Origin of the sequence: Pseudoalteromonas sp. UBA6610 (assembly GCF_002433295.1) — a bacterium.
Taxonomy (GTDB): Bacteria; Pseudomonadota; Gammaproteobacteria; order Enterobacterales; family Alteromonadaceae; genus Pseudoalteromonas; species Pseudoalteromonas atlantica.
In genome coordinates this window covers 1-24762 of record NZ_DJHW01000128.1, presented here as the reverse complement: position 1 = coordinate 24762, position 24762 = coordinate 1, and the positions used below count along the sequence as shown (strand labels likewise).

General features: G+C 42.4%; 18 protein-coding genes, 1 pseudogene and 1 riboswitch. Of the genes and pseudogenes, 6 read left to right on the top strand and 13 right to left on the bottom strand.

Annotated features, from left to right (window positions below):
* Window positions 1-27: 27 nt before the first annotated feature.
* Window positions 28-729: a FadR/GntR family transcriptional regulator gene (locus B4F91_RS16635; protein ID WP_004588172.1), complete on the top strand. Its 702-nt coding sequence runs from the start codon at window positions 28-30 to the stop codon at window positions 727-729.
* A gap of 63 nt (window positions 730-792) precedes the next feature.
* On the opposite strand, the gene B4F91_RS16630 is transcribed toward B4F91_RS16635, so the two are convergent.
* The 7 genes from B4F91_RS16630 to B4F91_RS16600 form a co-directional block, all read right to left on the bottom strand.
* Window positions 793-2925, bottom strand: coding sequence for an alpha-galactosidase (locus B4F91_RS16630; RefSeq protein ID WP_286936293.1), 2133 nt, complete (start codon window positions 2923-2925; stop codon window positions 793-795).
* Between the two features lie 444 nt (window positions 2926-3369).
* Window positions 3370-4848: an SLC5 family protein gene (locus tag B4F91_RS16625; RefSeq protein ID WP_024032020.1), complete on the bottom strand. Its 1479-nt coding sequence runs from the start codon at window positions 4846-4848 to the stop codon at window positions 3370-3372.
* Window positions 4849-4929: 81 nt separating this feature from the next.
* Window positions 4930-5691: a SapC family protein gene (locus B4F91_RS16620; RefSeq protein ID WP_273611773.1), complete on the bottom strand. Its 762-nt coding sequence runs from the start codon at window positions 5689-5691 to the stop codon at window positions 4930-4932.
* A gap of 12 nt (window positions 5692-5703) precedes the next feature.
* Window positions 5704-7230 carry a tryptophan halogenase family protein gene (locus tag B4F91_RS16615; protein WP_286938662.1) on the bottom strand — a complete coding sequence of 509 codons (1527 nt, stop codon included), beginning with the start codon at window positions 7228-7230 and terminating at the stop codon, window positions 5704-5706.
* 173 nt (window positions 7231-7403) lie between these two features.
* The gene (locus tag B4F91_RS16610) at window positions 7404-10151 is read right to left on the bottom strand and encodes a TonB-dependent receptor (protein ID WP_286938661.1); all 2748 of its coding nucleotides are present in this window, start codon (window positions 10149-10151) and stop codon (window positions 7404-7406) included.
* Between the two features lie 186 nt (window positions 10152-10337).
* Window positions 10338-11318 carry an aldose epimerase family protein gene (locus tag B4F91_RS16605; RefSeq protein WP_286938660.1) on the bottom strand — a complete coding sequence of 327 codons (981 nt, stop codon included), beginning with the start codon at window positions 11316-11318 and terminating at the stop codon, window positions 10338-10340.
* A 181-nt stretch (window positions 11319-11499) separates the two neighbouring features.
* Entirely contained in the window at window positions 11500-11889 is a 390-nt protein-coding gene (locus B4F91_RS16600; protein WP_286938659.1) for an acyl-CoA thioesterase, read from the bottom strand.
* A 36-nt stretch (window positions 11890-11925) separates the two neighbouring features.
* On the opposite strand from B4F91_RS16600, the gene B4F91_RS16595 reads away from it, so the two are divergent.
* Window positions 11926-12630 carry a 2OG-Fe(II) oxygenase gene (locus B4F91_RS16595; RefSeq protein WP_004588165.1) on the top strand — a complete coding sequence of 235 codons (705 nt, stop codon included), beginning with the start codon at window positions 11926-11928 and terminating at the stop codon, window positions 12628-12630.
* A 142-nt stretch (window positions 12631-12772) separates the two neighbouring features.
* On the opposite strand, the gene B4F91_RS16590 is transcribed toward B4F91_RS16595, so the two are convergent.
* From B4F91_RS16590 to B4F91_RS16565, 6 genes are all read right to left on the bottom strand, one after another.
* The gene (locus B4F91_RS16590; RefSeq protein WP_286938658.1) at window positions 12773-14005 is read right to left on the bottom strand and encodes a cysteine desulfurase-like protein; all 1233 of its coding nucleotides are present in this window, start codon (window positions 14003-14005) and stop codon (window positions 12773-12775) included.
* A 9-nt stretch (window positions 14006-14014) separates the two neighbouring features.
* The gene (locus tag B4F91_RS16585) at window positions 14015-14647 is read right to left on the bottom strand and encodes a 2OG-Fe dioxygenase family protein (protein ID WP_286938657.1); all 633 of its coding nucleotides are present in this window, start codon (window positions 14645-14647) and stop codon (window positions 14015-14017) included.
* Window positions 14648-14846: 199 nt separating this feature from the next.
* Window positions 14847-17444 (bottom strand): bifunctional aconitate hydratase 2/2-methylisocitrate dehydratase, encoded by a 2598-nt coding sequence (gene acnB / locus B4F91_RS16580; protein WP_273606268.1) that lies wholly within the window; start codon window positions 17442-17444, stop codon window positions 14847-14849.
* Between the two features lie 308 nt (window positions 17445-17752).
* Window positions 17753-18811 (bottom strand): OmpA family protein, encoded by a 1059-nt coding sequence (locus tag B4F91_RS16575; protein WP_138578050.1) that lies wholly within the window; start codon window positions 18809-18811, stop codon window positions 17753-17755.
* Between the two features lie 335 nt (window positions 18812-19146).
* Window positions 19147-20553, bottom strand: coding sequence for a protein adenylyltransferase SelO (locus B4F91_RS16570; RefSeq protein WP_286936892.1), 1407 nt, complete (start codon window positions 20551-20553; stop codon window positions 19147-19149).
* A gap of 2 nt (window positions 20554-20555) precedes the next feature.
* Entirely contained in the window at window positions 20556-21260 is a 705-nt protein-coding gene (locus tag B4F91_RS16565; protein WP_286936891.1) for a DNA-3-methyladenine glycosylase I, read from the bottom strand.
* Window positions 21261-21454: 194 nt separating this feature from the next.
* A riboswitch (Lysine riboswitch) is annotated at window positions 21455-21651 on the top strand.
* A gap of 128 nt (window positions 21652-21779) precedes the next feature.
* Here B4F91_RS16565 and dapA point away from each other — a divergent pair.
* The 4 genes and pseudogenes from dapA to B4F91_RS16545 all read left to right on the top strand — a co-directional run.
* Window positions 21780-22664, top strand: a complete 885-nt coding sequence (gene dapA, locus B4F91_RS16560; RefSeq protein ID WP_256851532.1) for a 4-hydroxy-tetrahydrodipicolinate synthase — start codon at window positions 21780-21782, stop codon at window positions 22662-22664.
* Window positions 22665-22679: 15 nt separating this feature from the next.
* On the top strand, window positions 22680-23420 hold the full coding sequence (locus tag B4F91_RS16555) for a 2,3,4,5-tetrahydropyridine-2,6-dicarboxylate N-succinyltransferase (protein ID WP_288636068.1): 741 nt from the start codon (window positions 22680-22682) through the stop codon (window positions 23418-23420).
* Window positions 23420-24625 carry a PLP-dependent decarboxylase gene (locus B4F91_RS16550; protein ID WP_288636066.1) on the top strand — a complete coding sequence of 402 codons (1206 nt, stop codon included), beginning with the start codon at window positions 23420-23422 and terminating at the stop codon, window positions 24623-24625. Before B4F91_RS16555 ends, B4F91_RS16550 begins: the two co-directional genes overlap by 1 nt.
* A 5-nt stretch (window positions 24626-24630) precedes the next feature.
* A pseudogene (locus B4F91_RS16545) lies at window positions 24631-24762 on the top strand (succinylglutamate desuccinylase); the annotation flags it as partial.

Here is a 24762-nt window from a genome sequence, read left to right as displayed (position 1 = left end):
AGCAATAACTCATTCGGATAACGCTCAATGAAAAGCCAACCTCGTCAAAATTTAACACAACAATTAACCCATGATTTAGGCTTTGCAATTGTGCGTGGCGTTTACCCAGTTAACGAAGGCCTGCCCTCAGAAGCTGACCTATGCGTAAAATACGATGTGAGCCGCAGTGCAACACGCGAAGCAGTTAAAATGCTCTCTGCTAAGGGCTTAATATCTTCTCGCCCTAAGCAAGGGATCCGCGTACTGCCAGAAAGCAGCTGGAATATGTTTGACACAGATGTACTGCGCTGGATTTTAAGCAGTAAACCGTCGCTTTCTTTATTAAAAGAGTTTACACAAGTACGTGTCGCACTTGAGCCACAAGCCGCTGCCCTAGCAGCTGAAAATGCCAGCGCCGAACAACTTGCTGAAATAGACAACGCACTTGCCCGCATGGCCGATGCAGACCAAGGCTTAGACGATCCGCTTGAAGCCGATATTGCCTTTCATACCAGTATTTTAGTAGCCAGTAATAACCGCTTTTTTGTACAGCTCACTGAATTTATTAGCACCGCGCTGCGCGTAAGTATTCGTTACACCAACCACATTAAAGGTGTGCCAGGGGCCGACGTTGCAAAGCATGCTGATATTTTAGATACGATTAAATCGCGCAATCCAGAGCGCGCTAAAAAAGCAGTAGAAACTATTTTAGAAGAAGCGCTTGAGCTGATTGAGTCTAAACTCGACTAATGGCTTAAAAAACATTATTAAAAAAGGGAGCTAATTAGCTCCCTTTTTACTGCTTGCTATATTTTAAGCTTTGTTAAGCTCAAAAATAAGCGATGTTTGCGGGAATGAAATTGGCATTTGTAGGCCAAATTCCATCAACGCTTCACCCGTAAAAGTTTGCCCGTTAACAGCGGCGATAGACGAAGGTCGGTATTCTTCAAATTTAACAGGCCACACCAAATTAAGTGTGTACTGCGTATCTGCATCTAAACCAACAAAACGAAGCTTATTAGGCGCAGTGCGCGGTGTTTCGCGTACACTGTTATACGCAAATAACGCTTTTGATTTTTGCTCGTCGATTAAACCAAAGTTAATTGATAAATCGTCGCTATCGAGGCGGTACAAATCGGCAGCATGAATAAATTCACGGTGCTCTTTGTGCAGCGAAATAGCCGCTTTAAGCGCATTGTATTCGTGATCGGTCAGCTCACGTGGGTCCATTTCTATACCCATATGGCCAAACATAGATACCGCAGCACGCATTTCAATACTGACATTACGACCTGTGATATGACAATCACGAGGGCCTACGTGTGCACCCATAACCGACGATGGGAAGAAGAACGAACAGCCGCGTTGAATTTCAAGACGGTCAAGTGCATCGTTAGAATCTGACGTCCATACACGGTCTGTGTGTGCAAGCACACCATAATCTACACGGGCACCACCTGAAGAACAGCTTTCTATTTCAAGGCCAGGGTGCGCCGCTTTAATACGGTCGATTAAGCGATACAGTGCCAGTGTTTGCTGATGCACCGCAGGCTTGCCTGAGAAGTTACCCGCGTGGTTTATATCGCGGTTCATATCCCATTTAATGTACTTAATTGTTGGGTATTCAACTAAAATGTCATCAATCGCTTTGTATAGGTATTCAACAACCTCAGTCCGCGTTAAATCAAGCACTAGCTGGTTTCTAAAGCTAAGTTGCTCGTTATTTTCTGAGCCTAATACCCAATCAGGATGGGCGCGGTATAAGTCACTATCTGGGTTTACCATTTCAGGTTCAAACCAAATACCAAACTCCATGCCTAAGCTGTTTACATGGTCAATCACTGGCGATAGGCCGTCTGGGTAAATTTCGTAGTCTACTGTCCAATCACCTAGGCCAGCATAATCACCACGGCGACCTTTAAACCAACCGTCGTCCAGTACAAAACGCTCAATACCTAATGGCGCTACTTTATCGGCTAGCTGCTTTAGCGTGTCTACATCGTGATCGAAGTAAATACCTTCCCACGTGTTGTAATGCACTGGGCGTGTTTTTTCGCGCTGCGCCTGGCTAAGTAAGTTAGCTTTAACAAAACGATGAAAATTACGCGACAGTGCACTAAAGCCATCGCTCGAAAACGAGCCATAAATACTTGGGCTTTGATACGTTTGGCCTTTAGCAAGGGTTAGCTCGCCCGGTAATAATAACTCACCCATTTGCACATAACGGCGCCCTTCTGGTAATAGCTCAGCGCGTAGCTTGTTGTTACCGCTCCAACCTAAATGAAAGCCATAACACTCGCCTTGTTGCTCGCCTGCGCCTTCGCTATGAACTAATAAGCCAGGGAATACGTCGTGCGATGTTTTACCTTTGCGGTTTTCGCGTACAAAGCTGCCTAATACTAAATCAACCGATTGGCGTTGAAATTCGTTAGACCAACGTCCTTCAAAGCTCACTAGTTTGTTCATGCTATCGGGTAGTTGGAACGTAGGTGCGGCGCAAAAATTAACGCTTAGCGGTGCATCACTTAAATTGGTTAATACGGTATGCGCACTTAGCACATCGGTGTTGCTATCAAGTCTGATGCTGTGCACTACTTCAATACCACGCAGCTCATCAACACTTACAAACTCTAAGCTAGAAGGGGTCGGCTGACGAACATCTTGAAGAGCAGGCCCAACTGACCAAGCTATGGTGTCGTTTGACAGCTCTAGCCCTGGCGCGCCTGTAAAGCCTTCACCTAATAGCGGAGAAAGAGAAATAGGTGCTTCTTCAACCACGGCACATTTTACTTCCTGACGAGTCGCAAGCTGAGTTAGCATTGTTTCAGTTGTTTGCTCAGATAGGCGCTTACCAAAATAAAGTAACGCTGGGGTTTTGCTCTGGCAGTCGAAAATAACGGTGCTGTTTGCGCTGTCTAATCGAAAGAATGGTTTAATATCAGCCATGATTCTCCTGTCCTCTTTAATGAAGATGAGTTTAATACGCGAGTACATTATATGTGTGCTTACTCGCCGCTTACTGCATCAAATTGCAGTCAGTGATTTTAGAATAATAGTATATATCATACAAATTACTTTTAGATAGTGTTTACGGTGTAATTTAGCCAATATTATTACTGGCTATACCAGTCATTAACTTAAACAGCGGATAAAAAATTTAATACCACCTTGTGCAATATTATATTTAGTGGGCTTTTAGCCTGGGGTAGCCTGTAAAACCCAGCTGGTAGTCACACGTTTAGCCACGCAAAATGATTAAGTATTATTGCCCATAGGTGTTATCTACAGTGTAGGTTAATTGAATAAACAAAAATCGGCCTAAGTTACCTTAGGCCGATTTAGTAATGTGTTAACTGGCTAATAAAAAGTGACTTAACTTTTTATTGCTGGTTATTTTGGTGCGTGCACTGGTGGCGTATCTTCAATAGCAGGTGTTTTACCTGCCCACTGTGCATTTAAACCAAACACTACTTTATTAACGATTAACGCAAAGGCTACACATACAATAAGTGTAATTGGCATTAAGTGAATATAGTGTAGTTCAGTATGTAGCGGCGAATTTTCAAACGTCAGCATGCCATACATAACCACGCCTAAAATTACCGCGGCAATACCTGCACGCGCATCCACATTTTTAAACAATAAGCCCACTACAAAAATTGAGAATATAGGCATACTTAATAAGCCGTTTAACTGTTGTAGTAAGTTAATAATGCTGTCGGCTTGCTGATAAATTGGCACAAGCACAAGCGTTAAGCTAGTAAGTAACAACGTAACATAGCCACTTAGCTTTACTACACTTGGCTCTTTATTAAAGTAAGCTTCGTGAATATCACACACGTAAAGTGCCGTAGCCGAGTTTAATAAGCTGTTATAAGTAGAAAGCACTGCCGCCGCCATTGCTGCGGCAAATACACCCGTTAACCAAGCAGGCATTACATCACCTACAATTCGGCCATAAGCTGCATCGCCAATGTCGCCATACAGTTTGTACGAAATAATACCCGGTAGCACCACAATCGCCGGTACAATTAAAAAGCGAATACCCGCTGCTGCAAATATCCCTTTTTGCGCTTCTTTAACGTTTGGCGCAGCCATTGCACGCTGGGTAATGGTTTGGTTAGTACCCCAGTAATACATTTGAATAAAGATCATACCGGTTAAAAGCGTAGGCCAAGGGATTGGCGAGTCAGCATCACCAATTAATGTTAAGCGCTCTTGTGGAATACCGCTAAAGTCGTAATCAATCGCGTTAAGCGCTAAAAATACGACCAGTATTGCCATACCTAACACTAATAAACCATTGTAGGTATCGGATACGGCAACCGCACGTAAGCCACCAAAAAATGCATAAATAGCGCCTACTAAAGCAAATGCGGTCGCTATGTACATTAGCGGTATATCAACCTTAAACATGGTCTGCATAAATAGCGCACCAGAATAAATAACCGCAGGCATGTAAATTAGCGCATTACCTAAAAAGAATAAGCCACCAATAACAGCGCGAATGTGCTTGTTGTTGTAGCGTTTTTCTAACAGCTCTGTGGTGGTTGTACAGTTGTACTTGTAATAAACAGGAATAAATACTTTGGCTAAAATAATAAGTCCTAAAATAGCCGCCAATTCCCACCACACGAGCAAGGCCATTTGATTGCCATTCATGCCCACCAGCTGGTCAGTACTTAAATTTGTGAGCGTAATTGAGCCTGCTACAAACATCCAAGTAAGGCCACCGCCCGCTAAAAAATACTCTTTTGTTTGATTATCACCACTATTACGGTTTTGGCCTCGGCACTTCCAATATGTAAGTCCACCAATTAAAGCGGTTACAAAGAAAAAAACCACCAACTGCAAAATGTTGTCTGACATGTGTGTGTCTCCAGCGCGTTAAACGCAATGTCTGTCTATGTGAACGTATTAACCTGTAAAGGCTAATTAATAAATTGCACCTTACAGTGCGTGTGCATCTCGACTTAGTTCTAACTTAATTTGCTTTAATGGCATAAGTTCAGGATGCTGGTTGTGACGCTTTACTAACGCATTTAACTGAAACAACGAAATAAGCATGCTGTTAAGCACGCTCAGGTAACCTTGTTTGTGTAAATTGGCAATGGTATCGCTGTCTAAAGTTTGCAGTTTATCTTCATCAACAGTGCTCAAACCTTGAATAGTTTGCGCCTCGCCTTGTTCAAACTGCAAAACAATATCTATGTTTTTAATAAGCCCTAAGCGGGCAATTTCTTGGGTAAATTGGTACGTTTGGTAATCATTTTTTAAATCGCTTTCTAGTAGCTTTTGCTGCGCACTTAAATACAGGCTTGGGTTGCCTTTGGCATCAAATAACGGCTCGCCTTGCTGGGTATTAACGGCTGAGCTTTGCTCATCAATAGCAATAAAGTACTCACTGCTATTTGCCTCACGAGTGAGTAAATAAAGCGGCTGGGTTTGCATGCACACAGGCGTGTACAGCGCTTGCCATTGATTGTTACTCACAAATAAACTTTGCTGAGCACTAAAGCTGGTTAAGCCCGAAATGGTGTAGCTGCCGTTGTGTGCGTTACGCGCTAAAAAAATAGGTAAATCGCAGGCCGCTTTTGCTACTTCGTTTGCACGTAGATTAACTAAATGCTGTGTTTTTGCGTATTCAACACCCGCATTAGGGTTAATTTTTATTGCTTGGTGTTGAGTATTTGATAGTTCACTAATAGCCATAGTTACACATCCTTAAACTGGGTTAGCCGCAAGCCACTGCTCAATATAAGCACGGTGAGGCGGCAACGTTTGCAACATCTGCTGTGTAAGCTGGCTGTTACGTTCAATTATTTGATTTGCTTGCGCATCGTTTGAGTACAAATACGCTTGCTTAGTAAAGTCGGGCTTAAAGCCCATACCGTATAAAACATACTGGTAACTGGCGGCAGGAAATAGCTCTAATGCGCCATGAAAATCTTGAATAAGAGGGCCACGCGTCCCCCAAAGCAGTAAGTCTTCTTGTAAACTTTGCGGAATGCTTTGCGGTTGTATGTGCGCTTGCCAGTAAGGCTCTGGGCGCTTAGTTAGCATGTAATGTAGTTTTAAAAAGTCGATAATACGCTGCCAGCGATAATCCATTTGCTCATTAAAGCGCTTTGCAACAATGGGCATAACTTGAGTATCGGCTGGCATATGCTCTGCAACAAAGCGAGACGAGATTTCAACCAGCATAATGGCAGTTGCTTCAAGGGGCTCTACAAAACCTGCCGACATTCCCACTGCAACACAGTTTTTGTGCCAAAATTTTTCGCGATAGCCTGACTCAAAACTTATTTTTCGGGCAGTTAAGCCTTTAGCGGCATCACCTAAATAGTTACGTAAGTTTTGCTCGGCTTCTTCATCTGATAAAAACTTGCTTGAATATACATGCCCTACACCACGGCGATGCGTTAGGCCTATATCCCAAATCCACCCAGCATTTTGTGCGGTGGCAATGGTATGACTGGCCAGTGACTTATCACCTTCATCGTAGGGGACTTGCATAGCTAGGGCGCTGTCGTTAAATAATACGTGATCCATTTTTTTAAATGGCACGTTAAGGGCTTGGCCTAATAACAGCGATGAAAAACCCGTGCAGTCTATGAATAAATCAGCGTTTATTGTGCGGGTTTGATCGGTTAAGGTAAGGGTGTCTATAGCTCCGCTTTCATCAAGCTTTACCTGATCAACGGTGCCAATAATGTGCTCAATGCCGAGTTTGCTCTTACAATGTTGCTTTAATAGCTCAGCAAAGGCACCGGCATCTAAATGGTATGCGTAATTACAATTTGCTTGATACTCGCCTTGCGCAATGCCTCTCGGTGCTAGGTTTGCTTCGCAAATATCGTGCTGAAAATTAGTTTGCTGAGCAAAGTTTTCAACATTATCTAAATAGGGGGCTAAATCTATACGGCCGTAGCCTAGCGGTACCGTAAAGGGATGGTAGTAAAAATCGTTGTTGCCATGCGTCCAGTTTACAAATTTACCACCTTGTTTAAAGGTGGCATTACAGGCTTTAAATACATCCACTTCTCGCAAACCAATTTGCTGAAGCGTGTTTTTCATAGTGGGCCAGGTACCTTCACCTACACCAATTGTTGGAATATCAGATGATTCTACCAACATCACTTTTAAGCCATCACCCTTATTACCTTGGTGATACGAAGCGATAATTGCAGCGCTCAGCCATCCTGCTGTGCCGCCACCAATTACGGCGATTGTTTTTATTGCTTTATTCATAACGGACTACTCTTTGAGTACTTTATTGATAACCGGTTAGACAACAAATGCCCTTTCGGGCATTTGTTTAAATTAGTCTCATTTTGTGCAAATTAGCTACTAACTTTATTAGTAACAGTACTTATAATGCACTGCAATGAAAACTAAGAGGCAATCGCTGCCTCTGCTATCAATTAAAACGTACCGCGAATACCAAACGCGTAACGTGAGCCATTATCTTCTACAGAGTAGATTTGATTAGCAAAACGGCCCGTTTGCACTAGCTCTTCTTCAGTAATGTTGATGCCTTCGGCAAAAATAGTGAAGTTTTCGTTGATATCGTAGCTTGCACTAATATCCCATTGACCGTACGTTTCTACGTTCACTGGTTCGCCGTTAAAGCCGTTATCAACTAAGCGTAAAAAGCCCTCACGGTTGTTAAATGCAACACGTGCCTGCCAGTTATCTTGCTCGTAAAACAGCACTAAGTTTTGTGAATCACCTAACCCTTCAAGCGCAAATGTTTGGCTTGTATCGCCATCAACACTAATATCGCTATCTACTACCGTGGCATTAGCAATAAAACCAAAGCCGTTTTCAAACATATGAGTTACACCGATTTCGTAACCCGTTACCGTTGCAGACTCGCCATTTTGCGGGCGACTTACAGTGTAAACTTCTGAGCTACCGTTAAGTTCGGCATCGCTTTGGTCAGTACAGGTTGTACACGCAAAATCAGGGCCTGTACGGTCAGTCATGTCGTATGTTTCGTCGCCGGTTAGGGTAACAATAAAGTCATCTACTTCTTTACTAAATACGGCAAAGCTAAATAAGTTAGCGTCGTTGTAGTACCACTCGTAAGAGATATCCCAGTTTTCAGATTGGAACGGCTTAAGTGCAGGGTTACCACCACTTGCTGTTAAGTTTTGACGACGAGGCTCGTTAAACGTGGTCGCAGGTGATAACTGTGACATAGTAGGACGAGTAATACTGTCGTACGCTGCAAAGCGTAAAATCATGTTGTCTTGCAGTTCAAGCTTAACGTTAAAAGAAGGAAGTAAGTTTGAGTAGCTCGTCCCTTCTTGAATGTCTGTTGCCGGGCCAAATACGTTTTGGAATAAAGTGGCATCAGAGGTAGGAATAACATCGCTGATAAAGCTTTGTACAGCCGCTACTTCAATATCAGTTTCTGAGTAACGTGCGCCCATGTTAACCGTAACTGGCATATCAGCTAGGTCAAAACCAATGGTAAAGTCCATGTAAAGGCTAGTGATATCTTCGTTAATTGTGTAACGGTTATTTTGTAGTGTTGGCTCTACAGGGAAACCTTGGTCAGCAAGGTAATCAAGCATTTTGTCGCCGTCGTAGCTATAAAATGTATCGATTAAACCTGGAAAGTAGTTACTTGCTGAGTAAGCTTCAAAATCAATTTCATCAAGTGGTGCTTCAGTGCCGTAACCACAAAATTGACATTGGCTACCAAAAATTTGGAAGCTTGATTTTTCACGTTCTTGACGATAAGCACCAAAGTTAATGCGATCAACTGGGCCTTTATCTGGTACATATTCAAAATCGGCTTTGATTTCGGTAATTTCATCTTCATCAGTAAACTGGTTACCAATTTCGTTGTAGTGAAGACGCGCAAGGCTTGCATCTGGCAGCGAGCCATTTTCAAAACCATCATGCTGTACGGTAGGAACGCTACCGGTGCCATCAAAGCTGTAGCTGTTAATAATACCCACTACGTTAAAGCGGTCATTACCAGCACGGTCGTTTTCAGCTGTTGAGCGAGATACGTCAAATTTTGCTTTTAATGACTCGTTTACTTGCCAGTCAACGTTAACACCAAATGCTTTGTTAGTTACATCACGCGAGTTACGTGTGTGTGATACAAAGTCGGTTGCAGGGTTGCCACTGGCGTTACCTAAACCTACTTCTTGCGTAAAGGTAAGCAAGGTACCCGTTTCTGGATCGATTGTTGCGCTACCTACGCGGTCTGGTTCAAACCAAGAAGCTAAATCGCGTACTGATGAGTCCACTTCAAATTTAGAAATTAAACCATCTACGGTAATAGTAATATCGTCAGACGGTGCATATTGTAATACTAAGCTTGCATTAGTACGTTCACGGTCTTGCTCATCTACAACTTGGTCCCAGTTACGTGGGATGTATGCATTGTCGTACAATACGCCGTCTTGTGGATTTGAAATAGTTTGTCCACCGCGCCAACCAGCCGTTAAAATTTGGTTATTTTGCAGCTTACGTTGTTGGTTAGTGATGGCAAAAAGCACACCGAGCTTGTCGTCGTTAAACGTATTACTTACTAAAAATGAAGCCGATGGCGATACTTCTTCAGAAAGGCTTTCGTACATACCTTTTACTGAACCAATCACATGTAAGCCACCAAAATCGAATGGACGAGCTGTGGTTACGTTAACCGTACCACCAATGCCGCCTTCTTGAAGCGTTGCACTGTTACTTTTATAAATATCAGCGCCGGTGATTTGGTCTGCCGCTAATACATCAAAATTAAATTCACGCCCTGCACTGTCAGTCGCAATTTGACGACCATTTACAAGTACCGTGTTAAATTGTGGGCCAAAACCACGAATTGTTACTGCTTGCCCTTCACCGCCACTACGGTCAATGGCTACACCTGTGATACGTTGCAGAGACTCTGCTACGTTTAAATCAGGAAATTTACCAAGATCTTCTGCTTTAATCCCATCGGTTACAACATTAGATGCTTTTTTATCTAACATTGATGAACGTAAGCTGCTGCGAATACCCGTTACTGCGATAACCTCAACATCTTTATCTACTACTGTCGGTGTGTCGCCTTCAGCGCCTTGAGCTGCAACGTGGCCGCTTGCCAATATGCCTGTAATAGCAATACTGAGTGCGGTTTTCTTGTTGAACGATAACTTATTGTTAATTATCATTTTTTAAAAACTCCTGATTGTGTGTAGTCATTTTGTCGTTGTGTGGTGTGTATAGCTTCAAATACTATTTATAATATAAATACTTTAAATTGAGCAAAAGTGCAACCTTTTCCTTAATTATGGCTATCTTTTTGTTACGTGTATTTTTCTTTTTGTTTTCTTTAATTTAACAGTGGAATTAGTACGTTATTGCGAAAACGCAAAAATTATTTGCTGATTATATTCTTCATCCGGCAATAAATTAGCTTTTGGATAATCGCTTCTATTTGCTGCATTGGGCCAGTTTTGAGCTTCTAAACACACTGCTTGGCGTGCTTTAAAAGGAGAACCTACAAAATTTGCCGTATAAAGCTGCATACCAGGTTGGGTACTTTTAAGGGTTAAATTAACGCCCGTGTGTGGCGAGGTTAATGTAGCCATTGTTTTTAAACGATTGTCATCACTAAAAATATAGCAATGATCAAAGCCACTACCGGCATCAAGCTGTGCATGCTGTGCGCAAAGTGCATCGCCAATGGGCTTAGGGTGAGTAAAATCAAAGCAGCTGCCCGAGCCATCTTCATGATGGGCAAGCGGTATACTGTTACTATCGATAGGTAAATACGTTGCGGTATTTATTTGCAGCAGGTGATTATTAATGCTCTCACTGCCTTCAAGATTAAAATAGCAGTGGTTGGTAAAGTTAACGAGGGTTTCTTTATCAGTAATGGCTTTGTAACTGAGGATTAGCTCGCCATTGCGTGCAGTAATTGTTTGCCAAACTTGTAATTGGCCAGGAAAGCCTTCTTCTCCATCTGCCGAGCAGTAATAGAGCTCCACTTCATTATTGCTTTGTTTAGTGACTTGCCACAGTACTTTATTGAAGCCTTTTTCGCCGCCGTGTAAGCTATTTGGGCCATTATTTGCTTTAAGTTGGTACTCTGTGCCTGATAATACAAAACGTCCGTTTTCAATACGATTTGCGTAGCGCCCGACTGTTGCCCCTAAATAAAATGGGTTTTCTAAATAATAAGCAGGTTCGTTAACGCACAGTGTCATCTCTTGGTTATTAAACTTTATGCTTTTGATAATAGCGCCAAATGGCAATATTTCTGCAGTTAAGCTTTTACCATCGCTAAGCGTTATTACCTCTAAAGATTTATTGCCAGTTGTAGATGCCACATTCATTCTCCATAAACTACCAGCTCAACAGTACCTGTCATAGCGGTGCAACAATATATAATATAAATAGTATATAAGTGAGAAGCGTAACTCAATCAAAATGCGTTAAAATAACGCTATAAAAATTCACAGCTGTCGCTTGTAGTTTACATCACCGCTCCTCGTTGCGTGGATCAAATGCACCTAGTTAAACTAGGTGATCGCTGAGTGCTGCGACTTCTGTTTCGCTTAAATTTTGTTTAGCTTTGTTTTTAAAGTTATAACGCACTAATACAGTTTTACCCACAACACAGCATTTACCTTGCTGCCACGCCTCTTGCTTAATGGTAAAAGAGCTATTTCCTACATGCTCAACAGCTGTTTTAATCGTCACTTCGTGAGCATAAAATAATTCCCCTACAAACGATGCTTCTATTTTAGCGATGATCAGTTTCCAGTCGTGTGGGTTAAGATCAGGGGTAAAAAATTTAAAAATAGGGACGCGTGCGGCTTCAAACCATACAGGTAGTACGGTATTGTTGATGTGTCCGAGTGCATCTGTTTCGCTAAAGCGCGGCATCACTTTTTCAATAAACATAAAAATCCAAATAATAACTAAATAAAAAGGTAAATCATGACGGACTTTATCCACGTTATTGATAACGCGTTAAGCGATGATTTTTGCGATAACTTTATTACCACATTCTCTAACAGCCCGCATGTAAAACAAGGTGTAACCTCTGGTGGTGTGGACTTAAAAAAGAAAGACAGCCACGACCTGCAATTAAACAGTTACCCAGAATACGCCCAACAATTAAAGCATATTCAGCAAACCACTGCACAGCATGTTTTTAACTATGTAGAAGCACACTTTTTTATGCTAATTGGCGCATTTGGCTTAAAAGTTTATCACCCAAAAACGGGGGATGTGGTGGATTTAACACAGGATAACTTTGACGAAGTAGGCAAACCGCAGCTCTCTGTGTTGGTGCAGCAAATATTTAGACTTGGGAACATTCAGGCGCAAAAGTACGAGGTAAATAAAGGCGGCTACCCTTACTGGCATAGTGAAGTGTATCCACAGCTACAACACAATGAAGCACTGCACCGTGTATTATTATTTATGTTTTATTTAAACGATGTAGAGGAAGGTGGCGAAACAGAGTTTTATTATCAAAAACGTAAAATTGCGCCTAAAAAAGGCACTATGGTCATTGCCCCTGGCTACTTTACGCATACCCATCGAGGTAATAAGCCGGTATCGAACGATAAATATATTTTAACTTCATGGGTGCTATTTAATCGCGCAGAGCACATATACGGCACACCTAAAAGCTAAAACAGTCAGCGGGCAAAAACTAACTAACCGCTGACTACTTTAAGCATTTGAGCTTTAAAAAGAGTCATTTAAAAGCGCAGATTTGTATTCATACCAATCCGCGATAATACTTAATTATGCGGATTGGTATAAACTGTCAGTTTCAAAGAAGTTGATCAAACAAATCAAATAACTTATCTAGCTCTTCGGTGGTGTTGTAATGCATACAACCAATGCGCACTACACCGCCTTTATCAAGTACGCCTAACTGCTCACATAAGCCTTGTGCATAAAAATTACCATCCCATACACAAATATGCTGTTTGCCTAAAAACTCAGACACCTCACGCGGCTCTAGCCCTTCAAAGGTTAAAGCAAATGTAGGCGTACGCTCGTTTAAGCGCTCAAGGTCATCAATACCAAATAGCTTAATGCGCGGGTAATTAACTAAACGCGTTAAAAAGTACTCACTAAGCGCCATTTCGTGCTGCTTTGTTTTAGCAAAAGCCACGCTTAACTTTTCGCGGCGCGTGTGGCCTTCATCAAGCCCGCTAATTGCAGCAATGTAATCAACAGCGGCAATAAAACCTGCTAAGGCTTCGAAGCTTTGCGTGCCTGTTTCCCATCGACCTGGTGCTACATCTTTAGCTGGTTCTACTTTGTAAGGCGTAAAACCTTCAAGATGCTGTGTTTTACCGTACACCATGCCTAAGTGAGGACCAAAAAACTTATATGCAGAACAGGCCAAAAAGTCGCAATCAAGGGCCTGAACATCAACAAGCTCGTGCGGTGCATAATGCACGGCATCAACGTACACTAATGCGCCTACAGCATGGGCAAGCTCTATAATACGTTTAATATCGTTAATAGAACCCGTAGTATTTGAAGCGTAAGTTACCGCAACCAGTTTAGTATTGCTGTTTAATAAGCTTTCAAACTGCGCCATATCTAAGCTGCAATCAGCCTCGTTAATTAAAGCGGTTTGAACTTTAGCGCCTTTATCTTGCGCTGCTTGCTGCCATGACGATACATTTGAGAAGTGATCAGCGTTAGTCACAATAATCTCATCACCGGCTTGCCAAATGCGTGAAATAGCACGGCTAAAGCTAAAGGTAAGGCTGGTCATGTTAGGGCCAAACACTATATTTTGTGCACTTGGCGCATTAAGTAAATCGGCTGCTGCTTGGCGCGCATTTGCCATTAACTCAACGGTTTTATCACTTGAAAAAAACGCACCGCCTAAGTTTGAGTTGTAGTGCCCTAAATAAGCAGTCATTGCATTTAGTACAGACTGCGGCACTTGAGAGCCACCTGGGCCATCTAAAAATATTGGCGATTTACCATCAACGGTTTGTATTAATGCAGGAAACTGCTCACGTAGTTGCGCTATGTTCATGAGCATTCCTTAAGAGGTAAGTACAAAACAATCCAGGTAACCTGGCTTGCTTGTATCTACTTTGTTCATTGGCGTTGCATTGTGCCAAACTTGACGGTCGTTTATTAGTGCAAACATTCCGTCTTTAATTTCCATTTTAAAACACGGTTCAGCTTGCTTGTTTTCGTATACAAGCAGCTCGCCGCCTTCTAAGTTTTCGTGAGAAACACCACATACACAAACATGGTCAAACCCATCTTGATGCACACCTTCAGGTGCTGCCGGCGTATCGCTATCAATGGCAAGCATTCTAAATTGGTGAATTTCAATATCACGGTCTTCATCAATGCCGGTAAGCTCACAAAACTCACTTACAATGCTTTTCATACCTTCTGACTCAAGTAAGCTTTGCTCTAAGTTTTCATAAGTACGCTCAACATTACCCTGAAAGGTATTAATGGAATCGTCTTGAACAAACGCTTTGGCAGCTTGTAGTTTTAGCTCACCATTTTGAAATTTAATTACCGAGTAACGACGCTTACGAAATTCACCATCTGCATACGGATTAGCAGGTAGGTTATCAAAAGAAGGCTTAACCAAATCAATATTTGCTTGGTTAATAAAACGAAGTTGCAGTAAATTCTGGTTGTTTAATGCAGTCATAAAATCTCGCTTAAAATAATGAGAATATTGAAAGAGATTTTAATGCATGTAGAAAGGAATATTTGCTTTATTATTTATATAAAAAGTGGGTAATGGTTATATTTAATTCAATTAAAACTTATTACAGCATGAAATATTCAATTTTATTTTAACCAATAAAAAACCCGCCTAAGCGGGTTTTTTTAAAAACAGGTTTAGATTATACAGCTTGCTGAATAATTACGTTGTCTGCTTTTTTAGTGTACTGAGGCATACGGTGGAAGTTCAAGTAACGGTATGTATCTGCAGCCGTTGCATTGATTTTCTCTGCGTATTCTTGGTACTCAGCTGGTGTAGGTAATTTACCTAAAATTGCCGCTATTGCAGCAAGCTCAGCTGATGCTAAGAATACATTTGCGCCTGTACCTAAACGGTTAGGGAAGTTACGTGTTGAGGTAGAAACAACCGTTGCTTTATCAGCAACACGTGCTTGGTTACCCATACACAGTGAACACCCTGGCGTTTCGATACGTGCACCAACACGACCAAAAATACCGTAGTAACCTTCGTCAGTTAGTTGGTCTTTATCCATCTTAGTTGGTGGAGCTACCCAAAGTTGAGTTGGGATACGACCAGTAAAGCCATCTAGTAATTTACCCGCAGCACGGAAGTGACCAATGTTAGTCATACAAGAACCGATGAATACTTCATCAATTTTCTCGCCAGTAACATCAGAAAGTAAACGCGCGTCATCTGGGTCATTTGGAGCACAAAGGATTGGCTCTTTAATTTCTGCTAGGTCGATTTCTACAACGTGCTTGTACTCTGCATCAGCATCAGCTTCCATAAGTTCTGGGTTAGCTAACCATTCTTGCATTGCATTAATACGACGTTCGATTGTACGTACATCGCCGTAACCTTCAGAGATCATCCACTTAAGCATAACAATGTTAGACTCAAGGTATTCGCTGATAGACTCTTTAGAAAGCTTAACAGTACAACCTGCTGCTGAACGCTCTGCTGATGCATCTGATAATTCAAACGCTTGCTCAACAGTTAAGTGCTCAACACCTTCAATTTCTAGTACGCGACCAGAGAATTCGTTGATTTTACCTTTTTTCTCTACTGTTAATAAGCCTTGCTTAATACCGTAGTAAGGGATTGCGTGTACTAGGTCACGTAAAGTGATACCTGGTTGCATTTCACCTTTAAAGCGAACCAAAATAGACTCAGGCATATCAAGTGGCATAACACCTGTTGCTGCTGCGAACGCTACTGCACCTGAACCCGCTGGGAACGAAATACCTAATGGGAAACGTGTATGTGAATCACCACCAGTACCTACAGTATCTGGTAATAACATACGGTTTAACCAAGAGTGAATTACACCATCACCTGGGCGAAGTGAAACACCGCCACGGTTCATGATGAAATCAGGAAGCGTATGGTGAGTGTTTACGTCAATTGGTTTAGGGTAAGCAGAGGTATGACAGAATGACTGCATTGTTAAATCTGCAGAGAAACCTAAACATGCTAAGTCTTTAAGCTCATCACGTGTCATAGGACCTGTAGTATCTTGCGAACCTACAGTGGTCATTTTAGGCTCACAGTATTGGCCTGGGCGAATACCTGCTACGTTACATGCTTTACCAACCATTTTTTGCGCTAGTGTAAAGCCTTTATCAGACACTTCAGTGACTGCTGGTACTTTAAATACGTCAGTAGCACCTAAACCTAAAGAGGTACGTGCTTTGTCTGTTAAACCACGACCAATGATTAGAGGAATACGGCCGCCGGCACGTACTTCATCTAAAATTACGTCTGATTTAAGTTCAAAAGTAGAGATAACGTCATCAGTACCGTGGCGCTTAACTACACCTTCGTATGGGTAAATATCAATTTGATCACCCATGTTGAACTCATCAACATTTAACTCGATTGGTAACGCACCTGAATCTTCCATTGTGTTGAAGAAGATAGGCGCAATTTTGTTACCTAAACATACACCACCAACGCGCTTATTAGGTACGTATGGGATATCATCACCCATAAACCAAAGCACAGAGTTAGTTGCAGATTTACGAGAAGAACCAGTACCTACAACGTCACCTACGTATGCAAGTGGTAAACCTTGTGTTTTTAATTCTTCAAGTTTAGTGATTGGACCTACTTCACCCGCTTTGTCAGGAGTGATACCGTCGCGTTCATTTTTTAGCATTGCTAAAGCATGAAGTGGGATATCTGGACGTGACCATGCATCTGGTGCTGGTGATAAATCATCAGTGTTTGTCTCGCCGGTTACTTTAAATACAGTAACAGAGATTTTTTCAGCAACAGCTGGCTTGTTAGTAAACCATTCAGCGTCTGCCCAAGATTGAATAATCTTTTTAGCGTGCTCGTTACCTGCTTTTGCTTTTTCTTCTACGTCGTAAAATGCATCAAACATTAATAATGTGTTTGATAGACCTTTTACAGCGATAGGCGCAAGTGTTTCGTCATCAAGTAGCTCAATCATTGGGGCGATGTTGTAACCACCTAACATTGTACCTAATAATTCTGCTGCTTTTTCTTTAGATACTAATGGAGATTGTGCTTCGCCTTTAGCAACTGCCGCTAAAAAGCCTGCTTTGATGTATGCTGCATCATCAACGCCTGGTGGTACGCGGTTGATTAGTAAATCTAAGATGAACTCTTCTTCACCCGCTGGTGGGTTTTTAATTAGTTCAATAAGATCAGCCGTTTGCTGAGCATCTAATGGCGCTGGTACGATACCTAACGCGGCACGTTCTTCTACGTGTTTACGATATTCTTGTAGCACAATATTGCCCTCTTGGTGACGTGAAAGTATTCGGTAGCGCCTCATGCGCAAAAAAAGTAACCCAATACTTATAGTATTCTAACGCGGGATTATAAAGCTTTTATGTATAGATGAAAATCCATCCAGCTAAGCAACTGATTATACCGACTATAAATATTATGAATAGTGGTAAGCGTAAATTCTATTTTCGTGAATGTTTGTTAAGTAATAATCATTCTTGTTTAATCAGGTTAATACTGTATATGCTGTTTTAAAGGCATAAAAAAACCCAGCACTAGGCTGGGTTTTTAAAATAAAGTAAGTAACTATTAACGCTTAACTTTTACACGTTCAATAGATTTTACATGTGCTTCTACACGACGGTTTTCAGCGTGAGCTTCTTTCGTGTTAGCTGTGTTTTTAAGACGTTCTTCACCTAGGCCAACAGTTGTAATGCGATCTTCAGCAATGCCATCTTTAATTAGCTCTTGTGCTACATCATCAGCACGCTTTTTAGAAAGCATCTTGTTGTAGTTTGCGTTACCTACAGCTGACGCGTGGCCTTCAAGTAGTACAGTTGTATCTTCGTGCTCTTTTAAGAACTCAGATACTGATGCAATGTCGTCAAAGTAACGTTGACCAACTTGTGCAGAATCATGTGGGAAAGTAACTAATAAGCTTGTTGTTACTTCACGGTCTTCGTATAAAGTACAGCCATCGCCATCAACAGCGTCTGTCATTGGCGTGTTAGGACATTTATCATCTTTATCTAGGATGTTGTCGTTGTCGCTGTCTTTAGGTTCTACAGGTACTTCTACTACTGCTGTAGGCGCTGGTTCTACAGGCTGTGCAGGCATAGAGTTTTGGCCAAATAAGTAGTTAATACCAATTTTAGCACCTACATCTGTGTAACCTTTATCAAGACCTTGGTATACCGCAGTTTCAGCGTTTACGAAAAAGCCATCAGTAATAAAGTGTTGGTAACCAACACCTGCGTTTAAGAATGTGTTGTCATCTACTACGTCCATTTCTTTAATACCGAATAGACCGTAGAAAGGGCCGCCGTCAAGGTGGTAAAGCGCATCAATACCGTAACGCTCGCCATCGATATTATTACGATTACCCGCTACTTTATCGAACGCGTTAAAGTCCATATCTGCATACTCAAGGCGTGCGCTCCAGTAATCGCTGAAACGGTAACCTGCTTCTACACCCCAACCAGTTGACTCGTTTACATCAAGGCCAGTTTGTGCGCGCATGTTTTTCCATGACGCATCATAGTAGTCACCGAAAACACCAAGATAAAGGCCTTCTTCTTTATCGGCAGCGAATGTAGACGCGCTAGTTGCAGCTAACGCAATTGCAATTGTAAGTGATTTTAATTTCATTGTTTTCTTCCCATTTTAACAACTTAGAAAATTGTAGCTAATCAATGCTAGCTCAACCAGTTTTGTACACACTACCTGAGCTTTTGTTAATCGATACTTAACGAAAAAATAAAGATTATAAATTTTTTCAACGATATACAGACATTCCAACCACCAATTGTAGGTTAAGTGAAAATTTTTACCTAATCGGCAATTAATAAATTATGGTAATTTACAAATAGTCACTTTTTATGAATGCGAACAATACCACCGAGTATATAACTGCTCAATCATTGGACACTGAATCATTTAAAAATGACTATTTATAATCAAAAACTTACAATTAATTACAATACTTAAGTACCGCAAAAAGTTTGATAGCCCTTGTCATCTTTACCTGTCTTTTGAAAGCGGGCTAAGTTAGCTGTTTTATCATATGGGTTACCCATCACCGCTAAGAAGTCGCTTAGCAGCTCGCTCTCGCCGTGTTGATTATATTGCGCAAGGATTTCTTCGACGATGTGATTACGCGGTATAACCCTTGGGTTAGCCGCTCTCATTAGGTTATAGCTGTTTTCATCACATCTTTTTTGCCACAACTGGGCCCATTGCGTTAACTCATCTGGCACTTTGCCACCCTTTAGTGACTCGGTTAGGGCATCAAAGGTATTGGTGTAATCGAGCTTATGCTCTTGAAATAACAATAATAACTTACTTACAAGCTCTACATCGTCTTCGTTATAACCTGCTAAGCCTAATTTTTGTGCCCACATTTGATTATATTGCTCGTTAAATAACGTAGAAAACTGATTAATTAGCGGCGTCATTAAACTTACAGCTTGTTCGTCATCTTCATGTATAAGCGGTATTAGGCTCTCGGCTAAACGCGCACAGTTCCAACTTACAATATTTGGCTGATTACCATAGGCATAGCGACCTTGCTTATCAATTGAGCTAAACACGGTATCAAAATCAAAGGTATTCATCATTGCACACGGGCCGTAGTCGATAGTTTCGCCGCTTATCAAGGTATTATCAGTATTCATAACGCCATGAATAAAGCCTACTCGCATCCAGCTAATAACCAGCGCTAGCTGACTATTTATAACGGCTGCTAAAAAGTCTAAATAGCGCTGAGCCCCTGTTGATTGAATACTTGGGTAATGGCGTTCAATGGCTACATCAGCTAATTTTTTTAATCCCTCTACATCACCTTGAGTTGCTAAATACTGAAACGAGCCAACGCGAATATGGCTACTTGCTAAGCGGGTAACAATTGCGCCAGGTTGCGGCGGATTACGATAAACAGCTTCGCCTGTGCCGACAACAGCCAAACACCGCGTGGTTTTAATCCCTAAGCCATGCATAGCTTCGCTCATAATATACTCGCGAATAGCGGGGCCTAGTGCACATCGCCCATCGCCTCCTCTTGAAAAAGGCGTGGCGCCTGAGCCTTTTAACTGAATATCCCACAGCTGATTTTTATCATCGCTGATAGCACCCAGTAAGTGCGCTCGCCCATCACCCAAGCGCGGCGAAAAGTGCCCAAACTGATGCCCAGAATAGCCAAGCGCTACAGCATTTACCGGTTGTGGCTCGTTACCAGCAAAAGTACTGGCGCGCAGCGCTGGCTCAACATCTATATTAAACTGCTGTGCTAACGCTTCGTTCCACAGCAGCAATTGCGGGGCAGCAACGCTTGAAGGACTGTCCTCTATTGCGAAGTTATCTGCTATGTCTGTGTATCTTGGCACTAGTTTCATAGTTAATCCTCTGTTTGTTGGCTTATGCCTACGCGATTGTCGCCCACGCTGTAAGCCACAATTAAGCTAAGTTCTTGCAGGCTCAAACCACTTTGCTTTTGCATTTCGTTAAAAAACGCCTGTGCGGCAGTGAGTGATTTTTTAGTTTGCAGGCCGCCATCGATAATTTTGTGCGCTCTTAGATAGCTTTCCACATCTCGCGAAAGTAAAAAAGTATCTTTACCAAGCGCTCTTAAGGCATACGGGCCTGTATTGCCGCCCAAACGGGCGCCGTGTTTTTTTAAATATGCCCATAAGCCAATAATGTCATCGCTTGGCCAGTTAGCTACAAACTTGCTAAAACTGCCATGTTGCTGAGCTATTTCGTGGATCATGTAGGCATTTTCAGGAATTGTTTTTACCTTTTTATAATTACGAATAATACGCTCATCAGTTGCTTTTTGCTCGAGCATATCGGGCGGCATCATAAGTAATTTATCAACACTAAACTGCCAAAAAACCTCTCTAAAACCTGGCCATTTACTGTTTATTACCGACCAGTAAAACCCGCTTTGAAATACTTTACGGGTAAACTCTTCAAGCCAGTCGTCGTCACTTAATGCGCTTAATGCTTTTTTAGATAAGGGTTTTGCGAGTAATAACTTAAGCATTTTTTCAGAACCTTTTCGCTCTATTGCTCGCTTATAAATATCGCTAAATTTTTCCATACTTATTAAATACCTCATCACTGCTCATAGGGTTAGTTTACGAGAAAAGCAGCCAATACGTAACCACCCGCATTTTCGATGAACTAATCTGTATCCTGCAACTTGACACCTAGACGGCTAAAATGTTTTAATCGCCGCAATTACCCTATTTAAATTGTATTTTGTTAAACCTTTTGCGGTTAAACAAAATACAAAGGGCTAGAAGAGGTGCGTTATTCAGGTAGCGTATGTTAGGAGCGCAAACTCCAGTGAGCATATGTGAGGGGAATACCGCCGAGAGGTAAACGCTTTTGCGAAGCAATTACTTCGGGCGACTAGGTTGAATCCTAGCGACTGTCACCAATAGCTGTTTTAGAGCAGCTTATTAGTTTGGTGGAGAGCTTCTGGTCTTAAATAATAAGGCCGTGCGCCCTATTATTTTAAGCCCATTCGCTCTTCGAATACTGTTCGAACGACGTTAATGCGGCTCACATCATACAGCCTCCTTAATATCTCGAACACCTTATAGGTTCGTAAGAGATGATTCACAACTTCAATTTAGACGACTACGCACTGTGGACAGCGCTTGTTACGCCGTTTGATCAACAAGGTAATGTTGACTACGACACGCTCACAACACTTGTTAGCGAACAAGAAGCGGCACACAACGGTATTTTACTGCTCGGTAGCACAGGTGAAGGCTTAGCCCTTACGCTTAAAGAGCAGCAAGGCATTGTTGAGCACGTGTGCCAATTAAAACCCAGTGTACCGCTTATGGTTGCTGTTGGTGGTAGTAATTTGGCCCAACAAAAAGAATGGGTTAGCTACTGTAACCAATTACCTATTCACAGCTACTTATTAGGCTCGCCTCTTTATGCAAAACCAGGGGCTGTAGGTCAAACACATTGGTACGAAAGCTTATTAAACGAAAGCGTGCATCCGTGTATGTTGTACAACGTACCTGGGCGCAGCGGTGTAAGCATTCCTATCGAAACCATTGAAAACTTAAAAGCGCACCCAAAACTGTGGGCTTTAAAAGAAGCCAGTGGCAACATCACCCAATTTGAAGCATACCGACAAGCCGCGCCTAATTTAGCGCTATACAGTGGCGACGATGCACTTATGCCCTACTTTGCCCAAGCAGGTGCAAAAGGCTTAGTTTCGGTTGCGGCCAATGCATGGCCTTTGCAAACACACGAATTTGTAAAGCGCAGCCTAAGCGGTCAACACCCCAATTTATTTGCTCAGTGGACTCGGGCTATCAATAGCCTATTTGCTGTAGCAAACCCTATTCCCGTTAAAGTGCTAATGCACCAGCAAGGGCGTTTAAATAGCCCACTGTTGCGTCCACCTTTAACGCATCTTGAGTTAACGCAAACCGATTGCATTACCACTGCAAACGACACCATTTTATCTTGGCATTAAACACAGGTTTTTATAATGAGCTGGTTAGAACTACTAAATAATTTAGAATCGGGCGCAGTACGCGCAGCATCACAAAACGAAAGCGGCCAATGGGAAGCTAACGTAGAAGTAAAACAAGGCATTTTAGAAGCCTTTAAAAATGGCACTAACACCGAGTTTGCAGGCGGGTTTGTTGATAAGCACAACCTTGCACCGCAAGAATTTAGCACTGAAGATGGCGTGCGTATGGTACCAGGTGGCACCAGTGTTCGCCGCGGTGCCTACGTAGCTAAAGGCACTATTATTATGCCACCAGCGTACGTAAATATTGGCGCATACATCGACGAAGGCACTATGGTTGATAGCCACGCATTAGTGGGTTCATGTGCACAAGTTGGTAAAAATGTACATTTAAGCGCGGCTGTTCAACTTGGTGGTGTACTTGAGCCAATTGGGGCAAGCCCAGTCGTGGTTGAAGACGATGCCTTTATTGGCGCAGGTTGTGTCATTGTTGAAGGCGTAGTGGTTAAAAAAGGCGCTGTACTTGCACCAGGCGTGCGTTTATCTGCCACTATTCCGGTTTACGACTGTGTTAACGAGCGCCAGCTAGATAAAGGCGAACCAATCCCAGAGTACGCTATTGTAATACCAGGCTCTCGCCCAGCGTCTAGCGAATGGGCTCGTGAGCAAGGCCTAAGCATGTCGTGTGCACTCATTGTTAAATACCGCGACGAGCAAAGCGATGCATCGTTATTGCTAGAAGAGGTTTTACGATAATGAGCTTTTTGAGCACGCCTATCAAGGCCGCCGTAAATACACTTACTCAGCAACTTGATACACCTTTTTTTGTTTACGACTTAGACAAACTAAACGCACACCTTACCCGTTTAGTTGCGCAAACCGATGTAAAGCTTTGGTATGCGGTAAAAGCCAATCCGCTTTCTAAGGTTATTCAATGCCTAGACAGCGCCGGATTTAACTTTGACGTAGCAAGTAAAGGTGAGCTTGAACAAGTCCTTGCACAAGGTATTAGTTCACAGCGCGTGCTCAACACAGGGCCTGCAAAGAGCCCTAAACAAATTAAACACTTTATTGAGCGCGGCGTGCGTATTTTTGTTGCCGAAAGCCTCAATCAAGTAGGTTGGTTAAACCAACAAGCGCAGCTGCAAAATACGCAGCTGCAAGTATTACTGCGTGTGCAATTACGCTGGCCAGAAGGTGAAAAAAACCCATTAGGGGGTGACAGCCTTACTCCGTTTGGGCTTGGTTGCGATGAATGGCAAGCACTCAATACTGGCGATTACCCAGCACTTAATTTTGATGGCCTACATATTTTTCAGTGGGGCAACATGCTTAGCACACAAAAGCTAAGCGAGCTGTGGTCGCAAATGATTGCACCGCTTACCACCTTGGCTAAAAACTTAAATATAAACCTGAAAATTTTAGATTTAGGCGGCGGTTTAGGTATTCCTTACACATCAAACGATGCAACACTTGAGTGGGATGGATTAATCACCGCGCTGGCAAAAATTAAAAAAGATGCGGGTGTAGACGAGCTTTGGATGGAGCTTGGCCGTTACGCTGTAGGCGAATGCGGACATTACGCGAACCCCGTCGTTGAGTGCAAACAAAACTACGGGCAACAGCAAGTTATTTTAACCGGTGGTATTAACCACTTATTGCGCCCAGCTGTTACAAGCCAAGATTTTCCTGCGGCGTTACTGCGCGAATCAACAGCGCCAGAACAAGCAATGAGCTTATATGGCCCATTATGTACTGCCCTTGATTGCTTAGGCGAGCATAGCCTACCAAGCGATTTAAACGAGCAAGACTGGCTGGTGTTTAGCCAATGTGGCGCCTATGGTTTTACCGAAAGCATGCCCTATTTTTTATGCCATGAACTAGCTGCAGAATACGTGTTACAAAATGGCGAGCTCACGTGTGTGCGCCAAGCAGAAGATGCCAGTCACTACTTAAGGTAATAAACATGAGCATAACAACACCCATTAGCCAAGAAAACATTGTAGTAGGGGAAGTAGCAAACGGCTTACCCCTAACTATTCCGGTGTATCGCTTAAAAGGCGATGGCAGCGGGCCAAGCGTGTATATTCAAGCCAAT